At 66.2% G+C, this 22,791-nt stretch carries 19 protein-coding genes; 9 read left to right on the top strand and 10 right to left on the bottom strand.

Translation table 11 applies throughout. The features are described from left to right. Positions 1-36 precede the first annotated feature (36 nt). From ftsL to dinB, 5 genes are all read right to left on the bottom strand, one after another. Positions 37-738 (bottom strand): cell division protein FtsL, encoded by a 702-nt coding sequence (gene ftsL / locus QRN53_RS02780; RefSeq protein WP_285242498.1) that lies wholly within the window; start codon positions 736-738, stop codon positions 37-39. Further along, a complete protein-coding gene (gene rsmH, locus QRN53_RS02775; protein WP_285242497.1) occupies positions 735-1,727 on the bottom strand; it encodes a 16S rRNA (cytosine(1402)-N(4))-methyltransferase RsmH in 993 nt (330 codons plus the stop codon). Before rsmH ends, ftsL begins: the two co-directional genes overlap by 4 nt. Before the next feature lie 164 nt (positions 1,728-1,891). Further along, positions 1,892-2,320: a division/cell wall cluster transcriptional repressor MraZ gene (gene mraZ, locus QRN53_RS02770; protein WP_018763545.1), complete on the bottom strand. Its 429-nt coding sequence runs from the start codon at positions 2,318-2,320 to the stop codon at positions 1,892-1,894. Positions 2,321-2,650: 330 nt separating this feature from the next. After that, the gene (locus QRN53_RS02765) at positions 2,651-3,022 is read right to left on the bottom strand and encodes an SCO2097 family morphological protein (protein WP_285242496.1); all 372 of its coding nucleotides are present in this window, start codon (positions 3,020-3,022) and stop codon (positions 2,651-2,653) included. A gap of 251 nt (positions 3,023-3,273) precedes the next feature. Further along, positions 3,274-4,506, bottom strand: coding sequence for a DNA polymerase IV (dinB, locus tag QRN53_RS02760; RefSeq protein WP_285242495.1), 1,233 nt, complete (start codon positions 4,504-4,506; stop codon positions 3,274-3,276). 105 nt (positions 4,507-4,611) lie between these two features. Here dinB and QRN53_RS02755 point away from each other — a divergent pair, with 105 nt between their 5' ends. Together QRN53_RS02755 and QRN53_RS02750 are read left to right on the top strand one after the other, a co-directional pair. Then, on the top strand, positions 4,612-5,136 hold the full coding sequence (locus QRN53_RS02755) for a hypothetical protein (RefSeq protein ID WP_285242494.1): 525 nt from the start codon (positions 4,612-4,614) through the stop codon (positions 5,134-5,136). Next, positions 5,133-6,227 carry a polyprenyl synthetase family protein gene (locus QRN53_RS02750; RefSeq protein WP_285242493.1) on the top strand — a complete coding sequence of 365 codons (1,095 nt, stop codon included), beginning with the start codon at positions 5,133-5,135 and terminating at the stop codon, positions 6,225-6,227. The genes QRN53_RS02755 and QRN53_RS02750 overlap by 4 nt, the downstream gene beginning before the upstream one ends. 9 nt (positions 6,228-6,236) lie before the next feature. On the opposite strand, the gene QRN53_RS02745 is transcribed toward QRN53_RS02750, so the two are convergent. Further along, positions 6,237-6,590: an Rv2175c family DNA-binding protein gene (locus tag QRN53_RS02745; RefSeq protein WP_026265088.1), complete on the bottom strand. Its 354-nt coding sequence runs from the start codon at positions 6,588-6,590 to the stop codon at positions 6,237-6,239. A 248-nt stretch (positions 6,591-6,838) separates the two neighbouring features. Here QRN53_RS02745 and QRN53_RS02740 point away from each other — a divergent pair, with 248 nt between their 5' ends. Both QRN53_RS02740 and pknB read left to right on the top strand, forming a co-directional pair. Continuing rightward, positions 6,839-8,239, top strand: a complete 1,401-nt coding sequence (locus tag QRN53_RS02740; protein ID WP_285242492.1) for a lytic transglycosylase domain-containing protein — start codon at positions 6,839-6,841, stop codon at positions 8,237-8,239. A 108-nt stretch (positions 8,240-8,347) separates the two neighbouring features. Next, complete coding sequence (pknB, locus tag QRN53_RS02735; protein ID WP_285242491.1) at positions 8,348-10,441, top strand: Stk1 family PASTA domain-containing Ser/Thr kinase; 2,094 nt, start codon at positions 8,348-8,350, stop codon at positions 10,439-10,441. Between the two features lie 37 nt (positions 10,442-10,478). Here pknB and QRN53_RS02730 read toward each other — a convergent pair whose 3' ends face one another. Both QRN53_RS02730 and QRN53_RS02725 read right to left on the bottom strand, forming a co-directional pair. Then, the gene (locus QRN53_RS02730; RefSeq protein ID WP_285242490.1) at positions 10,479-11,873 is read right to left on the bottom strand and encodes a class II 3-deoxy-7-phosphoheptulonate synthase; all 1,395 of its coding nucleotides are present in this window, start codon (positions 11,871-11,873) and stop codon (positions 10,479-10,481) included. Positions 11,874-11,964: 91 nt separating this feature from the next. Continuing rightward, a complete protein-coding gene (locus QRN53_RS02725) occupies positions 11,965-12,789 on the bottom strand; it encodes a lysophospholipid acyltransferase family protein (protein WP_285242489.1) in 825 nt (274 codons plus the stop codon). Between the two features lie 111 nt (positions 12,790-12,900). Between QRN53_RS02725 and QRN53_RS02720 the strand changes: the two genes are divergently transcribed. The 3 genes from QRN53_RS02720 to QRN53_RS02710 are packed head-to-tail and all read left to right on the top strand — an operon-like array spanning position 12,901 to position 15,051. Next, complete coding sequence (locus QRN53_RS02720; RefSeq protein WP_285242488.1) at positions 12,901-13,689, top strand: alpha/beta hydrolase; 789 nt, start codon at positions 12,901-12,903, stop codon at positions 13,687-13,689. Beyond that, on the top strand, positions 13,686-14,495 hold the full coding sequence (locus QRN53_RS02715; protein ID WP_285242487.1) for an alpha/beta hydrolase: 810 nt from the start codon (positions 13,686-13,688) through the stop codon (positions 14,493-14,495). Before QRN53_RS02720 ends, QRN53_RS02715 begins: the two co-directional genes overlap by 4 nt. After that, entirely contained in the window at positions 14,482-15,051 is a 570-nt protein-coding gene (locus QRN53_RS02710) for a hypothetical protein (protein WP_285242486.1), read from the top strand. Before QRN53_RS02715 ends, QRN53_RS02710 begins: the two co-directional genes overlap by 14 nt. Positions 15,052-15,068: 17 nt before the next feature. Here QRN53_RS02710 and QRN53_RS02705 read toward each other — a convergent pair whose 3' ends face one another. Then, entirely contained in the window at positions 15,069-16,160 is a 1,092-nt protein-coding gene (locus QRN53_RS02705) for an ROK family glucokinase (protein WP_285242485.1), read from the bottom strand. Between the two features lie 170 nt (positions 16,161-16,330). Between QRN53_RS02705 and QRN53_RS02700 the strand changes: the two genes are divergently transcribed. Beyond that, a complete protein-coding gene (locus tag QRN53_RS02700) occupies positions 16,331-18,139 on the top strand; it encodes an AMP-dependent synthetase/ligase (RefSeq protein WP_285242484.1) in 1,809 nt (602 codons plus the stop codon). A gap of 73 nt (positions 18,140-18,212) precedes the next feature. On the opposite strand, the gene QRN53_RS02695 is transcribed toward QRN53_RS02700, so the two are convergent. Beyond that, positions 18,213-21,611: a pyruvate carboxylase gene (locus tag QRN53_RS02695; RefSeq protein ID WP_285242483.1), complete on the bottom strand. Its 3,399-nt coding sequence runs from the start codon at positions 21,609-21,611 to the stop codon at positions 18,213-18,215. 302 nt (positions 21,612-21,913) lie between these two features. On the opposite strand from QRN53_RS02695, the gene QRN53_RS02690 reads away from it, so the two are divergent. Beyond that, positions 21,914-22,732, top strand: a complete 819-nt coding sequence (locus QRN53_RS02690; RefSeq protein WP_285242482.1) for a ParA family protein — start codon at positions 21,914-21,916, stop codon at positions 22,730-22,732. The last annotated feature ends 59 nt before the right edge of the window (positions 22,733-22,791 follow it).

Here is a 22,791-nt window from a genome sequence, read left to right as displayed (position 1 = left end):
TGCTGTTCGACCTGCTGACTTGTCCTGCCTGGCGGCTTACTGTCCGGGGACCTTCTGCTGCGGCACCGGGATGGAACCCCCGTGAAGTTCAGGTGCCGGGGCTGCCGCAGCGGCTGCGGCTGCGGCTGCGGCCTGCGCGGCAGCCTGCGACTGTGCTGCCGCCTGGGCAGCCTCCGCCGCCGTGGCGGACGACGTCCTGCCGGCAGCAGGCGGCGTTGCCTTGTCAGCGGCCGCGTCCTTCGCCGCCGGCGGAACGATGAGCTGGCCCGCCACCGCCGGCGACGGGATGACTGCCCCAGCCGGTGCGCCCTTGACCGCAGGCATCGCCTTACCGGTCACGGACAACGTGGACAGGTCGATCTGGCCCTTGACCGTGGACGCGACCATACCCAACTCCGTGGCCTTGGCGGCCAGGTTCTGGGGTGCCTCGAAGTTCTGCACCTGCTGGGTGAGGTCCTGGTTGGCCTTGGTCAACGTGCTCTGCTTGGCCCGGAGCTCTACGAGCTGGTACTGGGCGGTCGAAACCGAGATGTTGAGGACGAGGACCGCAACCAGCGCGACGGCCAGCATGGCGAAGCACATCACGACGAAGGGGGCCCGGCGCTTGCGCGGAGCCGTGCGGACGACGGAGAGCGGTGTCCGACCCTTGCGTCCTTCGTCAGGCCGGCCTGCGGGCCGGCTGCCGGGCGCGGAGCTGCCGGAAACGACGGGAAAGTTCTTGACGGCGGCGGTGCTCATGCAGCTCTCCTGGCTCTGATTCGTTCTGCAGCACGGAGCCTGGCGGAGGCAGCGCGCGGATTTTCGGCGATTTCGACGGCGGTTGGCACCTCGGTGCCCTTGGTCAGGGTTTTCAGCTCGGGTTTGTGCTCCTCGAGCTCCACGGGGAAACCGAGGGGAGCCGAGGACTTGGACCGGGCCTGGAACACGCCCTTGACGATCTTGTCTTCCAGCGAGTGGTAGGACATGACCACGATGCGGCCGCCCACGGCCAGGGAGTCGACGGCGGCAGGTACGGCCCGTTCCAGGACATCGAGTTCTTCGTTGACCTCGATCCTCAGGGCCTGGAACGTCCGCTTGGCGGGATGTCCGCCCGACTTGGCGGCCGAGGCGGGGACAACGGAGCGGATCTGTTCCACGAGCTCACCCGTGGTGGCAAACTCCTTGACCGCGCGGGCAGCGACGATCCGGTTGGCTATGCGCCCTGCGAACTTTTCTTCGCCCCATTTGCGGATAATCCTGACCAGGTCCGCCTCGCTGTAGGTATTGACCACGTCCGCTGCAGTTTGGCCCCGGCTGGTGTCCATCCGCATGTCCAGCGGTGCGTCGAAGGAGTAGGCAAAGCCGCGCTCACGCTCATCCAGCTGCAGCGACGAGACGCCCAGGTCCATGAGGATCCCGTGCACTTCGGCGACGCCGAGGTCCGCCAGCACGTCCTGGATTTCGTCATAGACGGCGTGGACGAGGTCCGTCCGTGCCGCGAAAGGAGCCAGCCGCTCCCCCGCGAGGGCCAGCGCTTCTTCATCGCGGTCGATCCCGATGAGGTGAAGGTCCGGAAACCGCTGGAGCATTGCCTCGGAGTGCCCGCCCATGCCCAGGGTCGCGTCAACGGCTACCGGAGTCTGGCCCCGCAGCCTTGCAGCTTCAAATCCCGGTGCCAACAAATTGATGCACCGGTCCCGCAGGACCGGCACATGGCGTTCGGACGTGGGCTTCGGTTCATCTGTCATGCCGGGTCCTTTCCGCCGTCGTTGTCACCTGCTGCTTCTGGGACCAGATCCCCATCCGCGCCTACCGTCCTGCCCGCCTGGCTCAGGGGAAGTTGAGCCAGGTTGGCAACCGATGGGCCGGCTGGAGATCTCATCCAAGAAGCCACCTGCTGCCCGTTCCGGATTCAGAGAATGCCAGGAATGGGATCGTCAGTTTCGGAGAAGGCGGTTTCCTTCTCCGCAAGGTATTCATTCCAAGCCTGGGCGTCCCAGATCTCGGCGCGGGTACCGGCGCCGATCACGGCAAGTTCCCTTCCGAGTCCTGCATACTCCCGGAGCGCTGGTGGAATGGTCACGCGCCCCTGCTTGTCAGGTACCTCGTCCGAGGCTCCAGAGAGAAATACGCGGATGTAGTCACGTGCTTGTTTGGAGGAGATTGGCGCCTCCCGCATCTGCTCGTGGACCCGTGCAAATTCCTTCTCACTGAATACGTAGATGCAACGTTCCTGGCCCCTTGTGAGCACCAGTCCGCTGGCAAGCTCCTCCCGGAACTTCGCGGGGAGAATGATCCGTCCCTTTTCATCCAGACGCGGCGAGTGTGTGCCCAGAAACACTGGCCCACCGCCTGTCCGCCGTCAGGAACTGCACATCCCCTGTGTTGCAACCACCCTCTTATGTCCTCCACATTACTCCACTTTCCACCACAGTCAACGCAAAACGGCGTTTCCAGCACGCTGTCTATGGGATAGCACCTTTGAAATGGCGCGGAAAATGCCCCTGTGGTGGAAAGTGGAGGACTTTTACCCAGGGCCGCCACCGCCGGCGCCATAAACCCGGCATTCGCCGGTTAAACAGGTAAGGCCCGCCGAAGCGGGCCTTTACCTGTGTTTCCCTGCCGTCAGGGGATCAAAATGGAGGAGCGGGGTGGATTGTCCGGGAGGCCCTCAGGACTCTCCTCTGCGGCGCTCGTCCCACCGTTCCTCGAGGCTGCTCATAAAGGAACTCCGGGGCTTGCCGGACTTGCCGGTTCCAGCCTTCGAACCAGGCCGCCCCCGGGAACTACGCAGGGTGGCGAAGTAAACCCCGCCGCCCATGACGACGAAGCCCAGGACACCGACGAAAATGTTCTGGAGGGTGACACCAACCAGCAACAGGAAAACGCCGGCAAGCGCACACAGGACTCCAATGACCACGTGCCTCGTGGACCATGAACGCCCGGGGTCCGAACCCATCGAGTTCGCGAACTTCGGATCGTCCTCGTGAAGCTGCTTCTCAAGCTGCTCAAGCAGCTTCTGTTCGTGCTCCGACAGCGGCATCACGACCTCCTTTTGTAGGCCAACGTCCGGGCTGATCCCAGCCACTACTTCTGACCCCTAGAACGTCTGCTGTAGCTGGAAAGTTCCCGTCCGGCCGGCGGCGGCCAAGACGGGAACCTTACATGCAGTCGCGGGGGCGGGAGCATGTCCAAGAGGGTCCGGCAGTAAGTCCATTCACTCGAAAACTATGTATATCCAAGGATAGATTGTTGAGCCCTGATCTGAAAGACGGCAATGACTTCGGCGGACCCTCAGTCCGGCCCTGCCGCCCCTTCCCCTGACGGGCCGTCCGGCTCCATCAGGCGGGCGGGCAGGACGGACTTGCTGCCGAACCGGCGCGTTACCTCATCCAGCGCCTGTTCGGCGGCCCGCCAGTTCTCATCCCTGCGGTCAATGCTCAGCTGAAGCGAGGTCAGGGCGGCTTCCTCAAGCTGTTCAGCCCGGACCCCGACGAGCCGCACGGTCATGGCCCTGGTTCCGAGGGACTCCAACAGCTGGAGTGCCACCGCATAGATCAGCTGGGCGCTGTCCACGGGGGTGTGGACCGTCCTGCTGCGGGTGATAGTGGAGAAGTCGGCATACCGGAGCTTCAGGGCCACGGTCCGGGCCACCATGCCGGAGCTGCGCAGCCTGGTCGCGGTCCTGTGGGACAGCCGGAGCAGTTCCCGCCGCAGGAGTGCGTCGTCGGCCGTATCCACGGCGAAGGTCTCCTCTGCCCCAATGCTCTTCTCAAGCCGCACCGGGGTCACAGGGCGGGGGTCAATGCCCCAGGCGAGCTGGTGCACGTGTTCTCCGGTGGCACCGAGGACCTTCTTCAACGAGGACACGGGGGTTGCCGCGACGTCCGCCACGGTCCTGATGCCCATGTTCGCCAAGGCCTCACCCGTCTTGGCCCCGACGCCCCACAGCGCGCCGACCGGGAGGCTGTGGAGGTAGGGAACGGTTTCGTCCGGCCCAATCATCAGGAGTCCGTCGGGCTTGCACCGGGTGGAGGCGATCTTGGCCACGAATTTTGTTTCCGCAATCCCCACCGAGGCCGTTATGCCCAGTTCCGCAGCCACCCTGCGCCGGATCAGTTCGCCAATTCCCCGGGGAGGGCCCAGCCGGCGCAAGGCACCGGTGACATCAAGGAAAGCTTCGTCAACACTCAACGGTTCCACGAGCCCGGTGATGGATTCGAAGATCGCCATCAGCTGCCCGGAGACCTCGTAGTAGAGCTTGTGCCGGGGTTCAATCACCACGGCCTGCGGGCACATCCGCATCGCCACGGCCATAGGCATCGCAGACTTCACGCCAAAGGCCCGGGCTTCGTAGGACCCCGACAAGACCACCGACCGCTCCCCCGGGAACCCGACGATCACGGGCTTGCCGCGGAGTTCGGGGCGGGTACGGAGCTCGACGGAGACAAAGAAGGCATCCATGTCCACATGCATGATGCAGGTACGCCGGCGGCCCGGAAGGCGCGCGGCGGCTGGCTGGTTCATACCTGCGGGCACCACGGCTGCAATCCTATCGGTTTGCGCAGACCCCTCAGGGGGCTGGCTAAACTGGAGGCTGATTCCGCCAACAACACCAGGAGGAAAGTCTCTGTGACGGCTATTGGAAACTTCAAGCCAGCTGCCTTGGCCGCGCTTGCCGCCGTTGGGGTGCTCGCCCTTGCCGCATGCAGCCAGGCCCCGTCAGGTGAGGCCCAACCCTCCCAGACCGCTTCCATTGCCGCCGCGCAGTCCACCCTCACGGCCTCGCCCAGCCCATCCGCATCCCCCAACACGTCGGCAACGGTCGGCGCCGTAGTGGAAGGGTTTCCGCAGCAGCTTCTCCCCCTGATGACCGGGGCCACGGTGGTATCAAGCAGTTTTGACAAGGCATCCACCCCGGCAACTGCCGCACTGGTGGGCACCGTCTCGGCCCCCACCAGCTCGGTCATCGACTTTTACACAAAGGCGCTCGAAGGCCAGGGCTTCAAGGCGGTGCCGGGTGACACTGTCGGCGGCGTCGCTTCCAAGGACTTCGTCCGCGGCGACAACGAGACCGTGAACCTCTCGGTAGTGGAGGCCTCCGGCGTCTCCACGTTCACGATCGGCGCGAACGTCGCAGCTGAGTCGGCCAAGTGACGGCCACGGAGCAGCTGAGGAATGAGCAGGCAGACTTCGTGGCGGGAGTCGCCGGCGAACTGACAGGCTTTCTCACCGAGCGCCAGTCCATCATGTCCGGCATCTCGCCGGACATCGAGCCCATCATGGGCTCCATCTCCAACTTGGTCACCGGCGGCAAGCGCCTCAGGGCGCTCATGTGCTACTGGGGCTGGCGCGGCGCCGGCGGCGAGGCCGGAGCCAGCCAGGTTGTGACGGCCGGTGCCGCGCTTGAGTTGTTCCAGGCGGCGGCCCTGATACACGACGACATTATCGACCGCTCAGACACCCGGCGTGGCGGTCCCAGCGTGCACCGGCGGTTCAGCCAGCTGCACACCGCGCAGGGTTGGGCCCTGGACAGCGAACGTTTTGGCCAGGCAGCGGCCATTCTTGCCGGCGACCTGTGCTTGTCCTTCAGCGAAGAAGCGTTCACCGACATCGGCGAGCGTGCAGCCTCCGGCAGCAGGGCACGGCTGATCTTCAACCTCATGCGCGCCGAGGTGATGGCCGGACAGTACCTGGACATCCTGGAAGAGGTGGCGGGCCCGGTCCGCGACCGCGCCGGGGCTGTTGGCCGGGCCCAGTCCATCATCCGGTTCAAGAGCGCCAAGTACTCCACAGAGCATCCGCTGGCGCTGGGCGGGGCCCTGGCCGGAGCTTCCAACGAGCTGCTCCGTGGTTACTCCGCTTTCGCCCTGCCGCTGGGCGAAGCATTCCAGCTCCGCGATGACGTCCTGGGAGTGTTCGGCGATCCGCTGACCACAGGCAAACCTGCGGGGGACGATTTGAGGGAAGGCAAACGTACGGTCCTGGTGGCGCTGGCGCTGGACCAGGCATCCCCTGCCGAGTCCGCGTTCATTGATGCCCGACTCGGCAGCCCCGATCTTTCGGAGGCGGACATCCTCGACATCAGGCGGATCATCGAAGACTCCGGAGCCCTGCAGGCTACGGAAGTCCTGATAGGGGAATTCGGTGCGGCGGCATTTAATGCCCTCGACGAGCTCGCCGTGGAGGACTTGCCCAAGACCGCCTTGCGGAGGCTGGCTGAAGCAACCGTCAGCCGAGCCTCCTAAAGCCGGAAATTACCAGGCGAGGGTTTGGGCCCTGCGCCTGATTTCCGTCTTGCGGCCTTCCCTCAATGCATCAATAGGGCGGCCGCGCAATGATTCGTCTGCGGTAAACAGCCACACAATGAGGTCTTCATCCGAATAACCAGCGTCGGAGAGCACCACGATGGTCCCCTTGAGGCTGTCCACTACCTGGCCATCCTGGATGAATTCCGCGGGAACCGAACGGATCTTCCGCTCCCCGACCCGCACTGCGGCCAGGGCATGGTCATCAATCAGGCCATGGACTTTGGTAACTGAGACATCCAACAAACGTGCGACGTCGGGCAGCGGCAACCACTCGCCCACCAGGTTTTCTACATTACTCACGGACCAAGGTTGCCACGCTGCGCGCCCCGTCGCCTAGTCGGGGCAATTCATTTGCCTGACCGGCCGGAGACACTCCAAGAAAAGCAGGCATTCCGGGCATTCCTGGATTCTTGTGCTAATCGCAAATTCGTGAGAGATTCACTTTCACCACAGCTGTAACACGAATAACATATGTCACAGTAGTATCAAGATTGACAGCGGCATCCCCGCCCGCGTCCGCGCCCGCAGTTGAGAAGAGGATTCTTTCCATGTCGATGTCCCGCTCGCCCAAGCAGCCCCCCAAGCCGAGCCTGCCCATGATCGCCGCCACCACGGCGGCACTGCCAGCGGTCGTCCTGTCATCCTTGGCCCTTGCTCAGCCCGCAGCAGCAGCGCAGCCCGTGCGGACCATTCCCAGCAGCCTTGCCGCGGCAATGAAGGCCCAGGCAGCTGCCCAGGCCACTGGCACGGTCATCCCCGCCTCTTCCGTCTCCATCACCATTCCGTCCGCCTTGCAGCCCGCACAGCCGGCTGCCCCCGCTGAATACACCATTGCCCGGGGCGATACCGTGAGCGCGATCGCCGGCCGCTTCGGACTGGACACAGGGGATGTCCTCAAACTCAACAACCTGCAGCCGAACACCATCATCTACCCCGGCCAGAAGATCAAACTGTCGGGCTCGGCAGCACCGGCCGCACCAGCTCCGGCCGCCCAGGCCCCGGCAGCGCCGGCGGCGCCGGCCGCCACGGGGGCGACCTACACGGTGAAGCCCGGAGACACCCTGGGCGCCATTGCCGCACGGCACAACGTGGGCCTTTCGGACGTCTTTTCCTGGAACAACCTGTCGATGCGGTCCATCATCTACCCCGGCCAGAAGATCAAAGTCAGCGCCGGCGACGCCGCTCCGGCCCCTGCAGCACCTGCACCGGCGGCCCCGGCCGCTCCCGCACCCGCCCTGGCCGTCACGTCCGGCCCGGCCACCGGCTCGTACACCATCAAGGCCGGTGACACGCTCTCGGCCATCGCATCCCGGAACGGGGTCAAGTTGTCGGACCTGCTCTCGGCAAACAAGCTGGGCATGACCACCGTCATCTACCCCGGCAGCAAACTGGTGATCCCCGGCGGCTCCGGACAGGCCGGCCCGCAGCCCGCACCTGCAGCCCCGCAGCCTGCCCCCGCTCCCTTGGTTCCCAGCACTTTCCTCGGCTTCAGCTACCCGGCAGCGGTCGTAAGCTCGGCCAACGAAAACAAGGCCCTCCTCAATGCCTCCCCCGTCCCGTCGAGGGACGAAATGAAGAGCATCGTGGCAGATACCGCCCGCCGGATGGGCGTGGATACGTCCCTTGCCCTGGCCTTTGCCTACCAGGAGTCAGGCTTCAACCAGAGGGCCGTGTCACCGGCGAACGCGATCGGGACCATGCAGGTGATTCCCAGCTCCGGGCAGTGGGCTTCCGACCTGGTGGGACGCAAGCTGAACCTCCTCGACCCCTATGACAATGCGACGGCGGGCATCGCCATCCTCCGCCAGCTGCTGGCCACCAGCAAGGACCAGGACACGGCCATCGCCGGCTACTACCAAGGGCAGTACTCGGTGAGCAAGTACGGAATGTACGACGACACCAAGGCCTACGTGGCCGCCATCAGGGCGAACCAGAAGAACTACAGCTGAGCCTCTGGGCACCACCGGCTCCGGATGAAACTCCGCGGGTCCGAACCGTTACCGGTTCGGACCCGTTTCCGTTTCGGATGCCTTTTGCCGCGGGATTAGGATCGTAAGGTGCAGGAACATGTGACAGACCCCCTCGCCGGGTCACTGGTGGATAACCGCTATGCAGTGGTCTCCAGGCTGGCCCGCGGCGGTATGTCCACTGTCTACCTGGCCGTCGACCAGCGGCTGGACCGCGAAGTGGCGCTCAAGGTGCTCCACCCGCACCTCGCTGCGGACGAAAGCTTCCTGGGCAGGCTTGGCCGCGAAGCGAAGGCCGCCGCCCGCCTCTCGCACCCGCATGTGGTGGGTGTATTGGACCAGGGCAACGACGGCACCACGGCCTACCTCGTCATGGAGTACATCAAGGGCCACACGCTTAGGGACGTGCTCAAGGAGCGGGGCGCCCTGCCGCCGCGGCTGGCGTTGGCACTGATCGATCCCGTGGTGGAGGGGCTGGGAGCCGCGCACGCAGCTGGCTTCATCCACCGGGACGTCAAGCCGGAGAATGTCCTGATCGCCGATGACGGCAGGATCAAGATTGGCGATTTTGGCCTGGCCCGCGCGGTCACCAGTTCCACCAGCACCGGCGCGTTGATCGGCACCGTTGCCTATATCTCCCCGGAACTGGTCCTGGGCCAACCGGCGGACGAGCGCAGCGATGTCTACTCCGTGGGCATCATGTTGTACGAATTGCTGACGGGCCGGCAGCCGTTCGAGGGTGACGTGCCCATCCAGGTCGCCTACCAGCACGTCAACGGAACGGTCGGGCCGCCATCCGCCCTGGTGCCCGGCCTCGCGGGGGAAGTGGACGAGCTCGTGCAGTGGTGCACGGCCAACGATCCCGAAAACCGGCCGGTCGACGGCAATGCGTTGCTCCAGGAGCTGCGCCATATCCGGACCAATCTGACGGACGCGGAACTTGACCTGCAGCCACCGGCAGCGGCAGCCGCGGCGGCCCAGCACCAGACCGAGGTCCTGGCCCGCGCCAGCAATCCAACAACGCTTATCCCCCCTGCACGGCCGGCCGCTCCCGGCTATGCCCCCGGGCGGCAAGCGCTGCCGCAGGAGCGCGCAACCGGCGGGACTGCGACCGAAGCCCTGCCGTCCCACCCACGGCGGCCGGACCTTGCACTTCCGGACGACGATGCCGACGACACCTGGGCTCCCCCGCTGCCCAAGCTCAGCAAGCGGGCGCAGCGCCGCTCAGACCGGGAAGAGGAAAAGGTCCGCGCGCGGGCGGCCGCAACTCCGGCGCGGACGCTCCGGGAAGGCAATCCACGCCGTCGCGGCATCCTCTGGATTCTCGTCCTTATTATTGCCGCCCTCCTGGCCACCGGCGCCGGATGGTTTTTCGGCATGGGCCCTGGCGCCGCGGCCGCCGTACCCGCCGTCGCCAACAAAACGGTGGCGCAGGCCCAACAGCTGCTCAACGGGGTGGGTTTCCATTCCACTACCAGCGATGTCTTCGATGACCAGGTGCCGACCGGGCTGGTGGTGGGCAGCGACCCGTCCGCGGGAACAGAGATCCGCAAATTCCAGCCAGTGTCACTGCTGGTCTCAAAGGGCCCGCAGCTCTTCCCCCTGCCCAAACTCACCGGCGGAACCTTGACGGACGCGAAGAACGCCCTCAACGCCGCGGAAATGGCGCTGGGCCCGGTCAGCGAACAATTCGACGACCAGGCTGCCGCCGGAATCGTGCTGTCGCAAAATCCCGCTGCCGGCACGCCCGCCCGGCATGGCACCCCTGTGGGGATGGTGGTTTCAAAGGGACCACAGCCAATCCCCGTACCCTCCGTGGTGGGCAAGGCCAAGGACGACGCCGTGGCCGCCATCAAGGCCGCGGGGCTCTCTGCCGACACATCACCCGACGCAGTGTTTGACAAGACAGTTCCGGAGGGCGCTGTGGTCAGCCAGTCCCCGGCCACGGGCACGCTGACCCGCGGCGGGACGGTCACCTTGACCATTTCCAAGGGGCCCAAGATGGTGGATGTCCCCAGCTTCATCGGCAAGCAGGCAACAGAAGCGCGCAAGGCCTTGGAGGCGCTGGGCTTCCAGGTCCGGGTCAACAACATCCTCGGCGGCTTCTTCGGCACCGTCCGGGATCAGGAACCGGTGAACCGGAAGGTTCCCGAGGGGTCAGTCATCACCATTACCGTGGTGTAGGTGGAGGCGGGCCGGCAGCGCCGGCCCGCCTCCCGGCCTAGTTCTTGGCGAGTGCGCCGGCGACGAGGAACGCCATTTCCAGCGATTGCATGTGGTTCAGGCGGGGATCGCACACAGACTCGTAGCGGTCCAGGAAGGCATCCTGGTCGATCGGGTCCGCGCCGCCCAGGCACTCGGCCACGTCGTCGCCGGTCATTTCCACGTGCAGCCCGCCAGGTACCGTACCCAGCCCGTGGTGCACTTCGAAGAAGCCGCGCACTTCATCAATGACGTCGTCGAAATTGCGCGTCTTGTAGCCGTTGGGCGATGTGACCGTATTGCCGTGCATGGGGTCTGTCACCCACAGCACCTGGGCGCCGGAAGCGGTGACTTTCTCGACGACGGCAGGCAGCTTCTCGCGGATGTTGCCCGCACCCATGCGGGTGATGAAGGTCAGGCGGCCGGGCTCGCGGTCAGGGTCCAGCTTGTCGATCAGGCGCAGCGCGTCATCGCCGGTGGTTTTCGGGCCGAGCTTGACCCCGATGGGGTTGCGCACCCGCGAGAGGAAGTCGACGTGTGCGTGGTCCAGTTCCCGGGTGCGCTCCCCGATCCACAGGAAGTGGGCCGAGGTGTCGTACGGGAAACCTGTGCGGGAGTCGATGCGCGTCAGGGCGCGCTCGTAGTCCAGGAGCAGTGCCTCGTGGCTGGCAAAGAACTCCACGCGCTTGAGGGCTTCGAAGTCTGCACCGCAGGAGTCCATGAACTTGATGGCACGGTCGATATCCCGGGCCAGCGACTCGTAGCGGGCGTGGGCCGGGTTTTCGGTGAACCCCTTGTTCCATTGGTGGACGGCGCGAAGGTCGGCGAAACCGCCCTGCGTGAACGCCCGGATGAGGTTCAGCGTGGAAGCGGAGGTGTGGTAGGCGCGGAGCATCCTGGCGGCGTCATGGCCGCGCGATTCGGGGGTGAAATCGTAGCCGTTGACGATGTCGCCGCGGTAGGCGGGCAAGGTAACGCCGTCGCGGGTTTCATCGTTTGAGGAACGGGGCTTGGCGAACTGGCCCGCCATCCGGCCCATCTTGATGACCGGCATCGCCGCCCCGTACGTGAGCACCACTGCCATCTGCAGGATGGTCTTGACGCGGGCGCTGATCTTGTCAGCCGTGGCGGCCTCGAACGTTTCGGCGCAGTCCCCGCCCTGGAGGAGGAAGGCCTTGCCCTGGGCAGCAGCGGCAAGACGCTCGCGCAACACGTCCACCTCACCGGCGAACACCAAAGGGGGGAGGACGGAAAGTTCCTTTACCGAGGCCTCAAAGACGCCGGGGTCCTGCCAGCTGGGCTGCTGGGAGATGGGGAGGTCCCGCCAGTTGTCGAGTCCGGGATAGTTGGCCGCCCCGCTCTGGGCGGTACTGGACAGCGAAAAGGCAGGTTTTGCAGATAGCTCAGTCACCATCTAAGACTAGCGGCAGGGCGGGACAGGCGGGCACAGCGCCGTCACTCAACCCGGCTCCGGCGTCACAACGGGACCGGAAACGCCGGCGCCCTTACCTGGCGGCGGATGTCCCGGCGTCGTCCTCCGGGGCAGGGCCGCCTTGCGCGGCTGCCTCCGGGCCGCTGCCGTGGGCCAATTCGCCTTCTGCGGCGGCCGGCGCCGCCAGTGGCTCCGACGCCGCGCGCGCTTCTGCGGGTTTGCCGGCAAGCCGCAGCTTGACCACGGCGGCGTACTCGTCCACATACTCCTGGCCGGACAGCCGCATCAGGTTGGTCATGATCTCGTCCGTGACAAGCCGCTGCACGGTGCGGTCTTCCGCCTGGTCACGGTATTGGCTGAAATCCAGTGGTTCGCCGAAGATCATGCCGATCCTGCGGATATTGGGCAGCCGCTTGCCGATGGGCTGGACTTTGTCGGTGCCGATCATGGCAACGGGAATGACGGGAACGCCCGCCTGCAGCGCCAGCCGTGCCACGCCCACTTTCCCCCGGTACAAGCGGGCGTCCGGGCTGCGCGTGCCCTCGGGGTAGATGCCCAGCAGGCCGCCGGAGGTGAGTACGTCCATCCCGGCATTCAGGGACGCCGCCGAGGCCGCACCACCGGACCGGTCCATGGGCAGCTGGTTGGTCAGGCGGAAGAACGCCGCCGTCAGCCTGCCCTTGATCCCTGTTCCCGTGAAGTACTCCGATTTGGCAAGGAACACCACCGGCCGGCGAACCATGAGCGGCATGAAGATCGAATCCGAGAATGACAGGTGGTTGGAGGCGATAATGGCGGCCCCCTGAGCCGGGATGTTGTCCAGGCCCTTGACCCAAGGCCGGAAAAGCAGCTTGATCACCGGACCGAGGAAGATCCTTTTCATGACCCAATAGAACACGTAGCGAACCTCTCCGGAAGGCGGCTTCCAGCCCCTGCATCGGGCCTGGCCAGCGATTCAATGCAACCCTACTCTAGTGAGATTTGGCAGGAACAGTGACACGATGGACTCATGACTGAAAGCAGCATCCCGCCCCGTCCGGCCGCTTTCAGCTATCCAGGCCACGGCCCCAATGCGCGGACCGGCATCGCCATCTGCCACGGCTTCACCGGCAGCCCCTTGAGCGTGATGCCGTGGGCACTGCACTTAGCGGAGCAGGGATACGCAGTGTCCGTCCCCTTGCTGCCGGGGCATGGAACCGACTGGCGCCAGCTCGCCCGGACGGCGTGGCAGGACTGGTACCGCAGCTATGAGGAAGCGTTCCTGGACCTGTCCGCGCGGACGGACACGACATTTACTGCCGGCCTGTCCATGGGCGGAGCGATCGCCCTGCTCGCGGCCTCCCGCCACCACGTTTCGGGGGTCACCATCGTCAACCCGGGGCTGAGCTTCTATGACCGACGGGTGCGTGTGATCGGCGTCCTCAAGTACTTCCAGCGGACCACGGTTCCGATCCAGGAGGAACAGCCCACGGCAGCAGCAACGGACGACGGCGACTATTCGCTGACTCCGCTGGCGGCCGTGCACGAGCTCAAGAAACTCTTCGGCGCCGCCACGCGTGGACTGCCGAAGGTGGATGCCCCGGTCCAGGTCTTCAAATCTCGGACGGACGCTGTGGTCCCGCCAACATCCCTTGCCCTGCTGGAAAAGGGGCTGCGGGAAAACCTCGCCGAGGTGGTGGAGCTTGCCAGCAGCGGACATGTGGCTACTCTGGACGTGGACGCGCCCGCGATCTTCGAAAAATCGGAAGCATTCGTCGCCGCCCACGCCCGCCGTACCAGTACCTTGGAGACGCCATGACCTCCGGCCCTGACCACAGCCCCTTCTCGAGCGCCTTCAGCGGCGAAGGTCTACGCACCGGAATCGTCCTGTCCCACGGCTTCACTGGAAGCCCGCATGGTTTGCGGGCCTGGGCCACGGCATTCGCCGCGGCGGGTTTCGCCGTCCGCATGCCGCTGCTTCCCGGACACGGGACCACCTGGCAGGACCTCTCAAGGACCCGCTGGCAGCAATGGCACAGCGCCCTCGATGAAGCGTTCCTCGAGCTGGATGCCCAGTGCGACCGGGTTTTCGCTGCCGGCCTGAGCATGGGTGGTGCCCTCGCCTTGCGGATAGCCGCCACGAGGCCGGTTGCGGGAGTGGTCCTGGTGAACCCCGGCCTGGTGGTTGACGACCCCCGCGCGCCGCTGGCGGGCATCCTGAAGCTGGTCCTGAAGAGCACGCCGTCCATCGGCAACGACATCCTCAAGGCCGGCGTGGATGAGGGCGCCTACGCCCGCACCCCGGTGGCGGCCGCCCATGAACTCAACAAGATGTTCAAGGACACCGTCCGGCTCCTCCCCCGGATCACCGCCCCGGTCCAGGTCTACAGGTCAACCGTGGACCATGTGGTGTCCGATGCCAGCATGGCCGTCCTGCGGCGCGGGCTGACGAACGCGCCCCTGGACGTGGTCCGGCTGGAGAACAGTTACCACGTGGCCACCCTGGACAACGACGCTGAGCTCATCTTCGAGGGCTCCGTGGACTTCATCCGGCAGGTTTTGAACGCCGCGCCCCCTGCCAGTCCCGCCGCTGCAGGGCAGGAGGGCCGCCATGAACAGGCATGATCCGGGCCAGCCGGATCCGGGGGCCAGCCAGGACGACGCCGTCTGGCTGGACTTGGTGGCGCGGCTCGAATCGGACACTGTGGCCACACGCCCCGATACCCCGGCAGGCGGCCAGCTGCCACCCTCCGGGACTGCACCCGGCGCTCCGGAAACGCACCAGCCGCCGTCGTTCCGGGACTTCGATCCCCTGGGGCTGGCCGGTGCGCCGCCTGCCGAGTTGTCTGCGGCGGAGCGCCAGGCGGCGGCCGCCGCCGGGACCGGCGCTGAGCCTGCCGGCCCCTCCGAGGGGCCCCGGGACTATGAGGTGGACGACGACGGCGATGAGTTCGTGCCCGAGGAGCCTCCCAGCCTGGCCGGCACAGATCCCCTGACCATGCTGGCGTGGCTTGGGGCCGTGGGCGGGCCGGTGGCGCTGCTGCTGTCGGCAATGTTCTGGCGGTCTGCGCCCCTGTTGGCCATCGTCGGCATTGTTGCCGTCTTCGTGCTCGCGTCCGTGTACCTGATCATGAAGCTGCCCCAGGAAAAGAACGGGGACGACGACGGCGCGAGGGTCTAGGAGGGCCGCCGGCCCGGTCAGCCGCGGGCGCGGCTGCTGACGCGGGAGAGGTCCGCGGCGCCGATCAGGCCGGCGTTGGGGCCAAGGGCTGCCAGTTCGATGCCGGCTTGCGGCCGGAAGCCACGGCCGGTGAGGTTCCGTGCGAACGCCTTGCGGGCCGGCTCCACCAGCAGGTCACCCGCAGAGCACAGGCCACCGCCGATCACGAACAGGCCCGGGTCCAGGGCCGCGGCCAGGTTGGCCAGTCCCAGGCCCAGCCATTCGCCCACTTCCTCGATCAGCTCGCGCGACGCCCGGTCACCTGCCAGGGCCAGTTCGGTAACGATCGCACCGGTGATGGCTTCGGGGCGGCCGCCCACGGCCGCCAGCAGGTCCTGGGCTACGGGCGAATTTGCCCGGGCGAGGAGCCGCGCCTCCCGGCCCAGGGCGTTGCCCGATGCGTACTGTTCCCAGCACCCTCGGTTTCCGCACTCGCACCGGTGGCCGCCGGGCATGATGATCTGGTGGCCGAATTCGCCGGCGACGCCGAAGCGGCCGCGTTCCACCCGGCCATCCATCACCATCGCCCCGCCGATTCCAGTACCCAGCGTGATGCATACCAGGCGGTCCTCCCCCTGGCCGGCGCCGAAACGCCATTCCGCCCACGCCGCAGCATCGGCGTCGTTGGTCAGGAGCACGGGGCGGCGAAGGAGCCGCTGAAGGTTGTCGCGGAGAGGTTCATTGCGCCAGGCCAGATGCGGACTGAAGAGGACCGTTCCGCCTGCGAGGTCCATCCACCCGGCGGCACCGATTCCCACCGACCAGATGCGGTGGCCCCGGCCCAGCTCCTCCACGAGTTCCACGATGACCTGCTCCACCGCCCGCGGGTCGGTGCCCGGCGTGGACCGGCGCGCTTCGCTGAGAATCCTGCCTTCGGCGTCCACGACGCCCGCGGCGACCTTGGTTCCCCCGATATCGATTCCGATGGCCAATCCCTTGCGGCCGAGACGGAGGTGTCCGCGGACTCCACCGCGGTGCAACCGTCCGGCGCGGTGGGTGGCGGGACGGCGGCGCCAGGGAGCCGGTCTTCCAAGGGGGCCGGCCTGATCGCCGGGCAACGCTCCGTACATAGTCCCCCATTCTAGGCGGGCACCGGAATTGTCTTGACATACCCGCCGAACACGGTGCTCATTGACTGCTAAGTTACTCACCAGTAGGTTTGTGTACTGCACTGTTCCGCCGGGGGTATTAGTCTTTAGGCAACCCCCTGCGCGGGACTTCAGATATCAAAGGAGCTATAGTGCGCGAATTCAGTGTTCCGCCCTTGGTCGTTGTCCCGCCTGAAACGAACATCACCGATCTGGTGCTGCGGCAGGCGGCCAAGCCCAGCGATCCGGCACTGTTTTCACGCCTGGATTCCGCGGGCACCTGGCGCAACGTGCCGGCCACCGAGTTCCTGGCGGACGTCAAAGCCCTGGCCAAGGGCCTGATTGCCAGCGGAGTCGGGGCCGGGGACCGGGTTGGCATCATGTCCCGGACCCGCTACGAGTGGTCCCTGGTGGACTTCTCCATCTGGTTCGCAGGCGCGGTTTCCGTTCCCATCTACGAGACGTCCTCCCCCTCCCAGGTGGCATGGAACCTGGGCGATTCCGGCGCGGTCGCCGCCTTCGCCGAGTCCGCCCACCACGAGAACGTGATCCGCCAGGCCGTCACGGCCGAGGGGCTCACTGCCGTCCAGCACGTGTGGCAACTCGAAGGCCAGGGCCTGGACAGCCTGAGGGAGGCCGGGCGGGACGTCAGCGACGAAGACCTTGAGTCCCGCCGCAGCGCAGCAGGCCTGCATGACGTGGCCACCATCATCTACACCTCCGGAACCACAGGACGCCCCAAGGGCTGCGAACTGACCCACGGCAACTTCGTTGAACTCTCGGACAACGCGCTGGCCATCATCGGCGAGATCGTCCACGAGAAGGCCAAGACCATCATGTTCCTGCCGCTGGCCCACGTGTTCGCACGCTATATTTCGGTGCTTGCCATGGCCGCCGGCACCACCGTGGCCCACACCCCCGACATCAAGAACCTCCTGGGCGACCTGCAGAGCTACGAGCCGACATTCATCCTGGCGGTACCGAGAGTCTTCGAGAAGGTCTACAACTCCGCCCTGACCAAAGCCGAGGACGGTGGCAAGGGCGCCATCTTCCACCGGGCCGCCGAAACCGCCATCGCCTTTTCCAGGGCCCGCCAGGACGGCCGGGTAGGGCTGGGCCTGAAACTCCGGCACGCACTGTTCGACAAGCTGGTTTACGGAAAACTGCGGGCCGCCATGGGCGGACAGGTCGCCCACGCGGTCTCCGGCGGCGGCCCCCTGGGTGAACGCCTGGGGCACTTCTTCCAGGGGATTGGAATGCAGGTGCTCGAGGGATACGGCCTCACGGAGACCACCGCTCCCATCACGGTCAACACGCCGTCACGGATCAAGATCGGCTCGGTGGGCAAGCCGCTGCCGGGCAACTCGGTAAAGATCGCCGACGACGGCGAGATCCTGGCCAAGGGGGTCTGCGTCATGCGGGGCTACTACCGGCGCGAAGACCTGACCGCCGAGGCGTTCACGGACGGCTGGTTCCACACCGGAGACATCGGCCGGCTGGACGAGGAAGGCTTCCTCTGGATCACCGGGCGGAAGAAGGAGATCATCGTCACTGCCGGCGGGAAGAACGTGATCCCGGCCCTGCTTGAAGACCAGATCCGTGCTGACGCACTGGTCTCCCAGGTCCTGGTGGTGGGCGACAACAGGCCCTTCATCGGCGCCCTGGTGACCTTGGATCAGGAAGCACTGCCGGGCTGGCTCCAGCGCCACGGGTTGCCGGCCGAGACCACCTTGGAACAAGCTGCCGGCAATCCGGTGGTCAAGGCGGCCGTCCAGGACCTGATCACCGCAGCAAATACGTCGGTATCCCAAGCCGAGGCCATCAAGTCCTTCCGGATCGTTCCGGCGGACTTCACCGAAGCTTCCGGGCACCTCACCCCCTCCATGAAGGTGAAGCGCGCCCAGGTAATGAAGGACTTCGAAACGGTCATCGAGGAAATGTACTCCGCCCCGCGTTCATAGCCTGGCCCCACTGCAACGAAGGGGGCCTCCCGTTGCCGGGAGGCCCCCTTCGTGTGTCCGGGCTGCGGCCCGCTTACTCCTCGATGACCAGGAGCAGGTCCCCGCCCTGGACCTGCTCGACAGCGGAAATGGCGAGCCTGCCCACCTTGCCCGCTACCGGCGTCGTGATGGAAGCTTCCATCTTCATCGCTTCGATGGTTGCCACAGTGTCTCCCACATTGACGGTCTCCCCCGGCTTGACCGTGACCGTGACGGCGCCGGCGAACGGCGCGGCCACCTGGCCGGGCTGCGCCGGATCGGCCTTCTCGGCAGCCTTGACATTGCTGACCACGGAGCGGTCGCGGACCACCACGGGCCGGGACTGGCCGTTCAGGGTGCACATGACCGTCCGCATGCCCTTTTCGTCCGGTTCCGAGACAGCTTCCAGGGAGGCGATGAGGCGGACACCGCGCTCCAACTGGATTTCGTGCTCGGTGCCGCGCTGGAGGCCGTAGAGGTAGTCGCGGGTGTCCAGCACGGAGATGTTGCCGTACGTGTCCACGCTCTTCAGGTAGTCCTTGGTGGGTCCGTCGAAGAGCAGCCGGTTCAGCGTGTGCTGGCGGGTCTTCGAATCGGACTTGAGCGCTGCACTGTCCTCGGCGCTGAGCTCGACGTCGCGGACCTTCACGCTTCGGCCCTGCAGGGCCTTGGTGCGGAACGGCTCCGGCCAGCCTCCGGGAGGATCACCGAGCTCACCGGACAGGAAGCCGATGACGGAGTCGGGGATGTCGTAGCTCTGCGGGTTGGCTTCGAAGTCGGCGGGATCGGCGTTGAGGCCCACCAGGTGCAGGGCGAGGTCGCCCACCACCTTGGACGAGGGGGTCACCTTCACCAGGTGGCCGAGGATCCGGTCCGCCGCGGTGTACATGTCCTCGATGGCCTCGAACCGCTCCCCCAGGCCCAGTGCCATGGCCTGCTGGCGCAGGTTGGACAGCTGGCCGCCCGGGATCTCGTGCTTGTAGACCCGCCCGGTGGGGCCGGGCAGTCCTGACTCGAACGGCGCGTACACGCGGCGGACGGCTTCCCAGTACGGCTCCAGCGAACTGACAGCCTCCAGGCTGAGGCCGGTGTCCCGGGGTGTGTGGGCCAGGGCTGCGACAAGGGCCGACGCCGAGGGCTGGCTGGTGGTGCCGGCGAGCGACGCGGAGGCTACGTCCACGGCGTCAACTCCGGCATCCACAGCGGCCAGCAGGGTGGCCAGCTGGCCGCCGGCGGTGTCGTGTGTGTGCAGGTGGACGGGGAGGTCGAATCGTTCCCGGAGGGCGGCCACGAGCTTTGCTGCCGCCGCGGGACGCAACAGGCCCGCCATGTCCTTGATCGCCAGGATGTGCGCACCGGCGTCGACGATCTTCTGTGCCAGGCCCAGGTAGTAGTCCAGGGTGTAGAGCTTCTCTTCCGGGTCCAGCATGTCGCCGGTGTAGCAGAGCGCCACTTCGGCGACAGCGGTACCCGTGGCGCGGACAGCCCGGATGGCCGGGGCCATCTGGTTGACATCGTTCAGGGCGTCAAAGATGCGGAAGATGTCGATGCCGGTGGCGGCGGCCTCGTTAACGAAAGCCTCCGTCACTTCCTCGGGGTAGGGCGTGTAGCCCACGGTGTTGCGGCCGCGCAGCAGCATCTGGATGCACACGTTCGGCATGGCCTTGCGCAGTGCCGCGAGCCGGTCCCAGGGGTCCTCGCCCAGGAAGCGAAGGGCGACGTCGTAGGTTGCGCCGCCCCATGCCTCGACGGACAGCAGCTGCGGGAGCAGTGCCGTGACGGCCGGCCCGGCGGCGACAAGGTCGCGGGTGCGGACTCGGGTGGCCAGCAACGACTGGTGCGCGTCGCGGAAGGTGGTGTCCGTGACGGCGACGGCGGTCTGCTCGCGAAGTGCCTTGGCGAAGCCTTCCGGGCCAAGTTCAAGGAGTTTCTGACGCGAACCCGTTGCCGTCTCCTTGCCCTTGACGTCGGGCAGTTTGTCGGCGGGATTGGAGTGCACGGTCAGTTCGCCGTTGGGCTTGTTGACGGTGACTTCGGCCAGCCAGGTGAGGAGCTTGGTGCCGCGGTCGGCCGAGACCCGGGCCTTGAGCAGCTCGGGGCGCTGGTCTATGAAGTTGGTGGCGACATCGCCGGCAATGAAATCGGGGTCATCCAGGACGGCCTGGAGGAAGGCGATGTTCGTGGAGACACCGCGGATGCGGAACTCGGCCAGGGCGCGGCGGGCGCGCGCCACTGCTGCCGGGTAGTCGCGGCCGCGGCAGGTGAGCTTGACCAGCATGGAGTCGAAGTGGGGGCTGATCTCGGCACCGGAGTACACCGTGCCTCCGTCGAGCCGCACACCGGCGCCGCCGGCCGAGCGGTAGCCGGTGATCTTGCCGACGTCGGGCCGGAAACCGTTGGCGGGATCTTCCGTGGTGATGCGGCTCTGCAGGGCGGCGCCGCGAAGCTTGACGCTGTCTTGGGAAAGCCCAAGGTCGGCAAGAGTCTCACCGGAGGCGATGCGCATCTGGGCCTGGACCAAGTCCACGTCCGTGACTTCTTCGGTGACGGTGTGCTCCACCTGGATGCGCGGGTTCATTTCGATGAAGACGTGCTGGCCCGCCCGCTCACCCTCGGTGTCCACAAGGAATTCGACCGTACCGGCGTTGACGTAGTTCAGGGCCTTGGCAAACTTCACGGCGTCCCGGTAGAGCGCCTGCCGGATTCCCTCATCCAGGTTGGGGGCGGGAGCGATCTCGATGACCTTCTGGTGCCGCCGCTGGATGGAGCAGTCACGCTCGAAAAGGTGCATGACGTTGCCCTCTGCGTCCGCGAGGATCTGCACTTCGATGTGGCGTGGGCGGAGGACGGCCTGCTCCAGGAACATGGTGGGGTCGCCGAACGCCGCATCTGCCTCGCGCATGGCGGACTTCAGGGCTTCGGGGAGTGCCTCGCGGGTATCCACCCTGCGCATGCCGCGTCCACCGCCGCCTGCCACTGCTTTCGCGAAGATGGGAAACCCGATCTCGTCGGCGGCAGCCAAAAGCTCGTCCAGGTCCTTGGACGGCTCACTGGACTTCAGCACCGGGACGCCGGCTTGGCGGGCAGCCTTCAGGGCAGCCACCTTGTTGCCGGCAAGCTCCAGTACCTCGGCGGGCGGACCCACAAAGGTGATGCCGGCGGCCTTCGCGGCACGGGCAAGCTCCGGGTTCTCGGAGAGGAAGCCGTAGCCCGGGTAGATGGCGTCCGCGCCGGCTTCTTTCGCAACCCGGACCACTTCAGCGACGTCCAGGTAGGCCCGGACCGGGTGCCCTTCCTCGCCGATCAGGTAGGCCTCGTCCGCTTTCTGGCGGTGGATGGAGTTTCGGTCCTCTTGGGGGAAAACAGCTACGGTCTTGGCGCCCAGCTCATAGCCGGCGCGGAAGGCCCTGATCGCGATTTCACCGCGGTTGGCCACCAGAACTTTGGAAAACATACTTCTCCTGCATCATTGCTGGGTGGATCGATGAGTGGTCACAGTGTCTAGGACCTACAAGGACAAACACAAATCTTTGTGGTCACCATCACAGATTTCCCCGTCATCTCCCGAACGCTTTCAGCCCGGCTTGCCGAAACCGCCCCGGCAGCACAGTCGGTGGCATGCCGACGCCCGTTAAAGCAGGATTCGCCGACGCATCAACATATGATGTGTAGGGCGGCAGGACCGTCCGGCCTCGGCTCTGCCGAGGCAAACATTACTCCCAACACGGCATCCGGCGTTAGGTTTTGGTCTCTCAAGTGCAAGTAGTCAGCATCAGCAGCCTTAAGGGTGGAGTCGGCAAGACTTCCGTCACCACAGGATTGGCGTCTGCGGCGCTGGCCGCGGGCGTCCGCACGCTGGTGGTGGACCTCGATCCGCATGCCGACGCCACAACGGCGCTGGGTGTCCAGCCCGGAGACCACTTGGATATCGGCAGGATGCTGAAGAGCCCCCGCCGGGCGAAACTGGCCGAGAATGTGGTCCGAAGCAACTGGGCCGACCGTACTCCCGCCAATGGTTCCGGGCCCGCCGTCCTGGACGTCGCCGTCGGCTCCGCCTACACCGGCATCTACGACCGGCCGGACCTTGGCCGACGTGACCTCCGCAGGCTTTCCGCCGTCCTCGCCGGCGCTGGAGATTACCAGCTGGTCCTGATCGATTGCCCGCCGTCCCTCAACGGCCTGACGCGCATGGCGTGGGCCGCCAGCGACAAGGTTGCCCTGGTCGCAGAGCCCGGCCTCTTCTCGGTGGCGGGAACGGAGCGCACCATGCGCGCCATCCAGCTGTTCCGCCAGGAGTTCGCCCCCAACCTTTCCCCTGCCGGCATCGTGGCCAACCGGGTCCGCACGGGCTCCTCCGAGCACACCTACCGGCTGGCCGAGATGGAATCCATGTTCGGCGAACTCCTGCTGAGCCCGCGGATCCCGGAACAAGCCAACTGGCAGCAGATCCAGGGCGCGGCCCACCCCGTCCACCACTGGCCCGGCGATTCCGCCAAGTCCGCGGCAGGATTGTTTGACGACCTCCTGGCCAACCTCATGGCCGCCGGCAGCAGCCTGCGCAGCCGCACCCGCTAGGAACCCCTCCAACGAGTAAGGGCCACCCTCCGACCGGAGGGTGGCCCTTACTCGTCGGA

The organism is Pseudarthrobacter sp. fls2-241-R2A-127 (assembly GCF_030209355.1).
Classification (GTDB): Bacteria; Actinomycetota; Actinomycetes; order Actinomycetales; family Micrococcaceae; genus Arthrobacter.
This window is presented reverse-complemented; position numbering and strand designations above follow the sequence as displayed.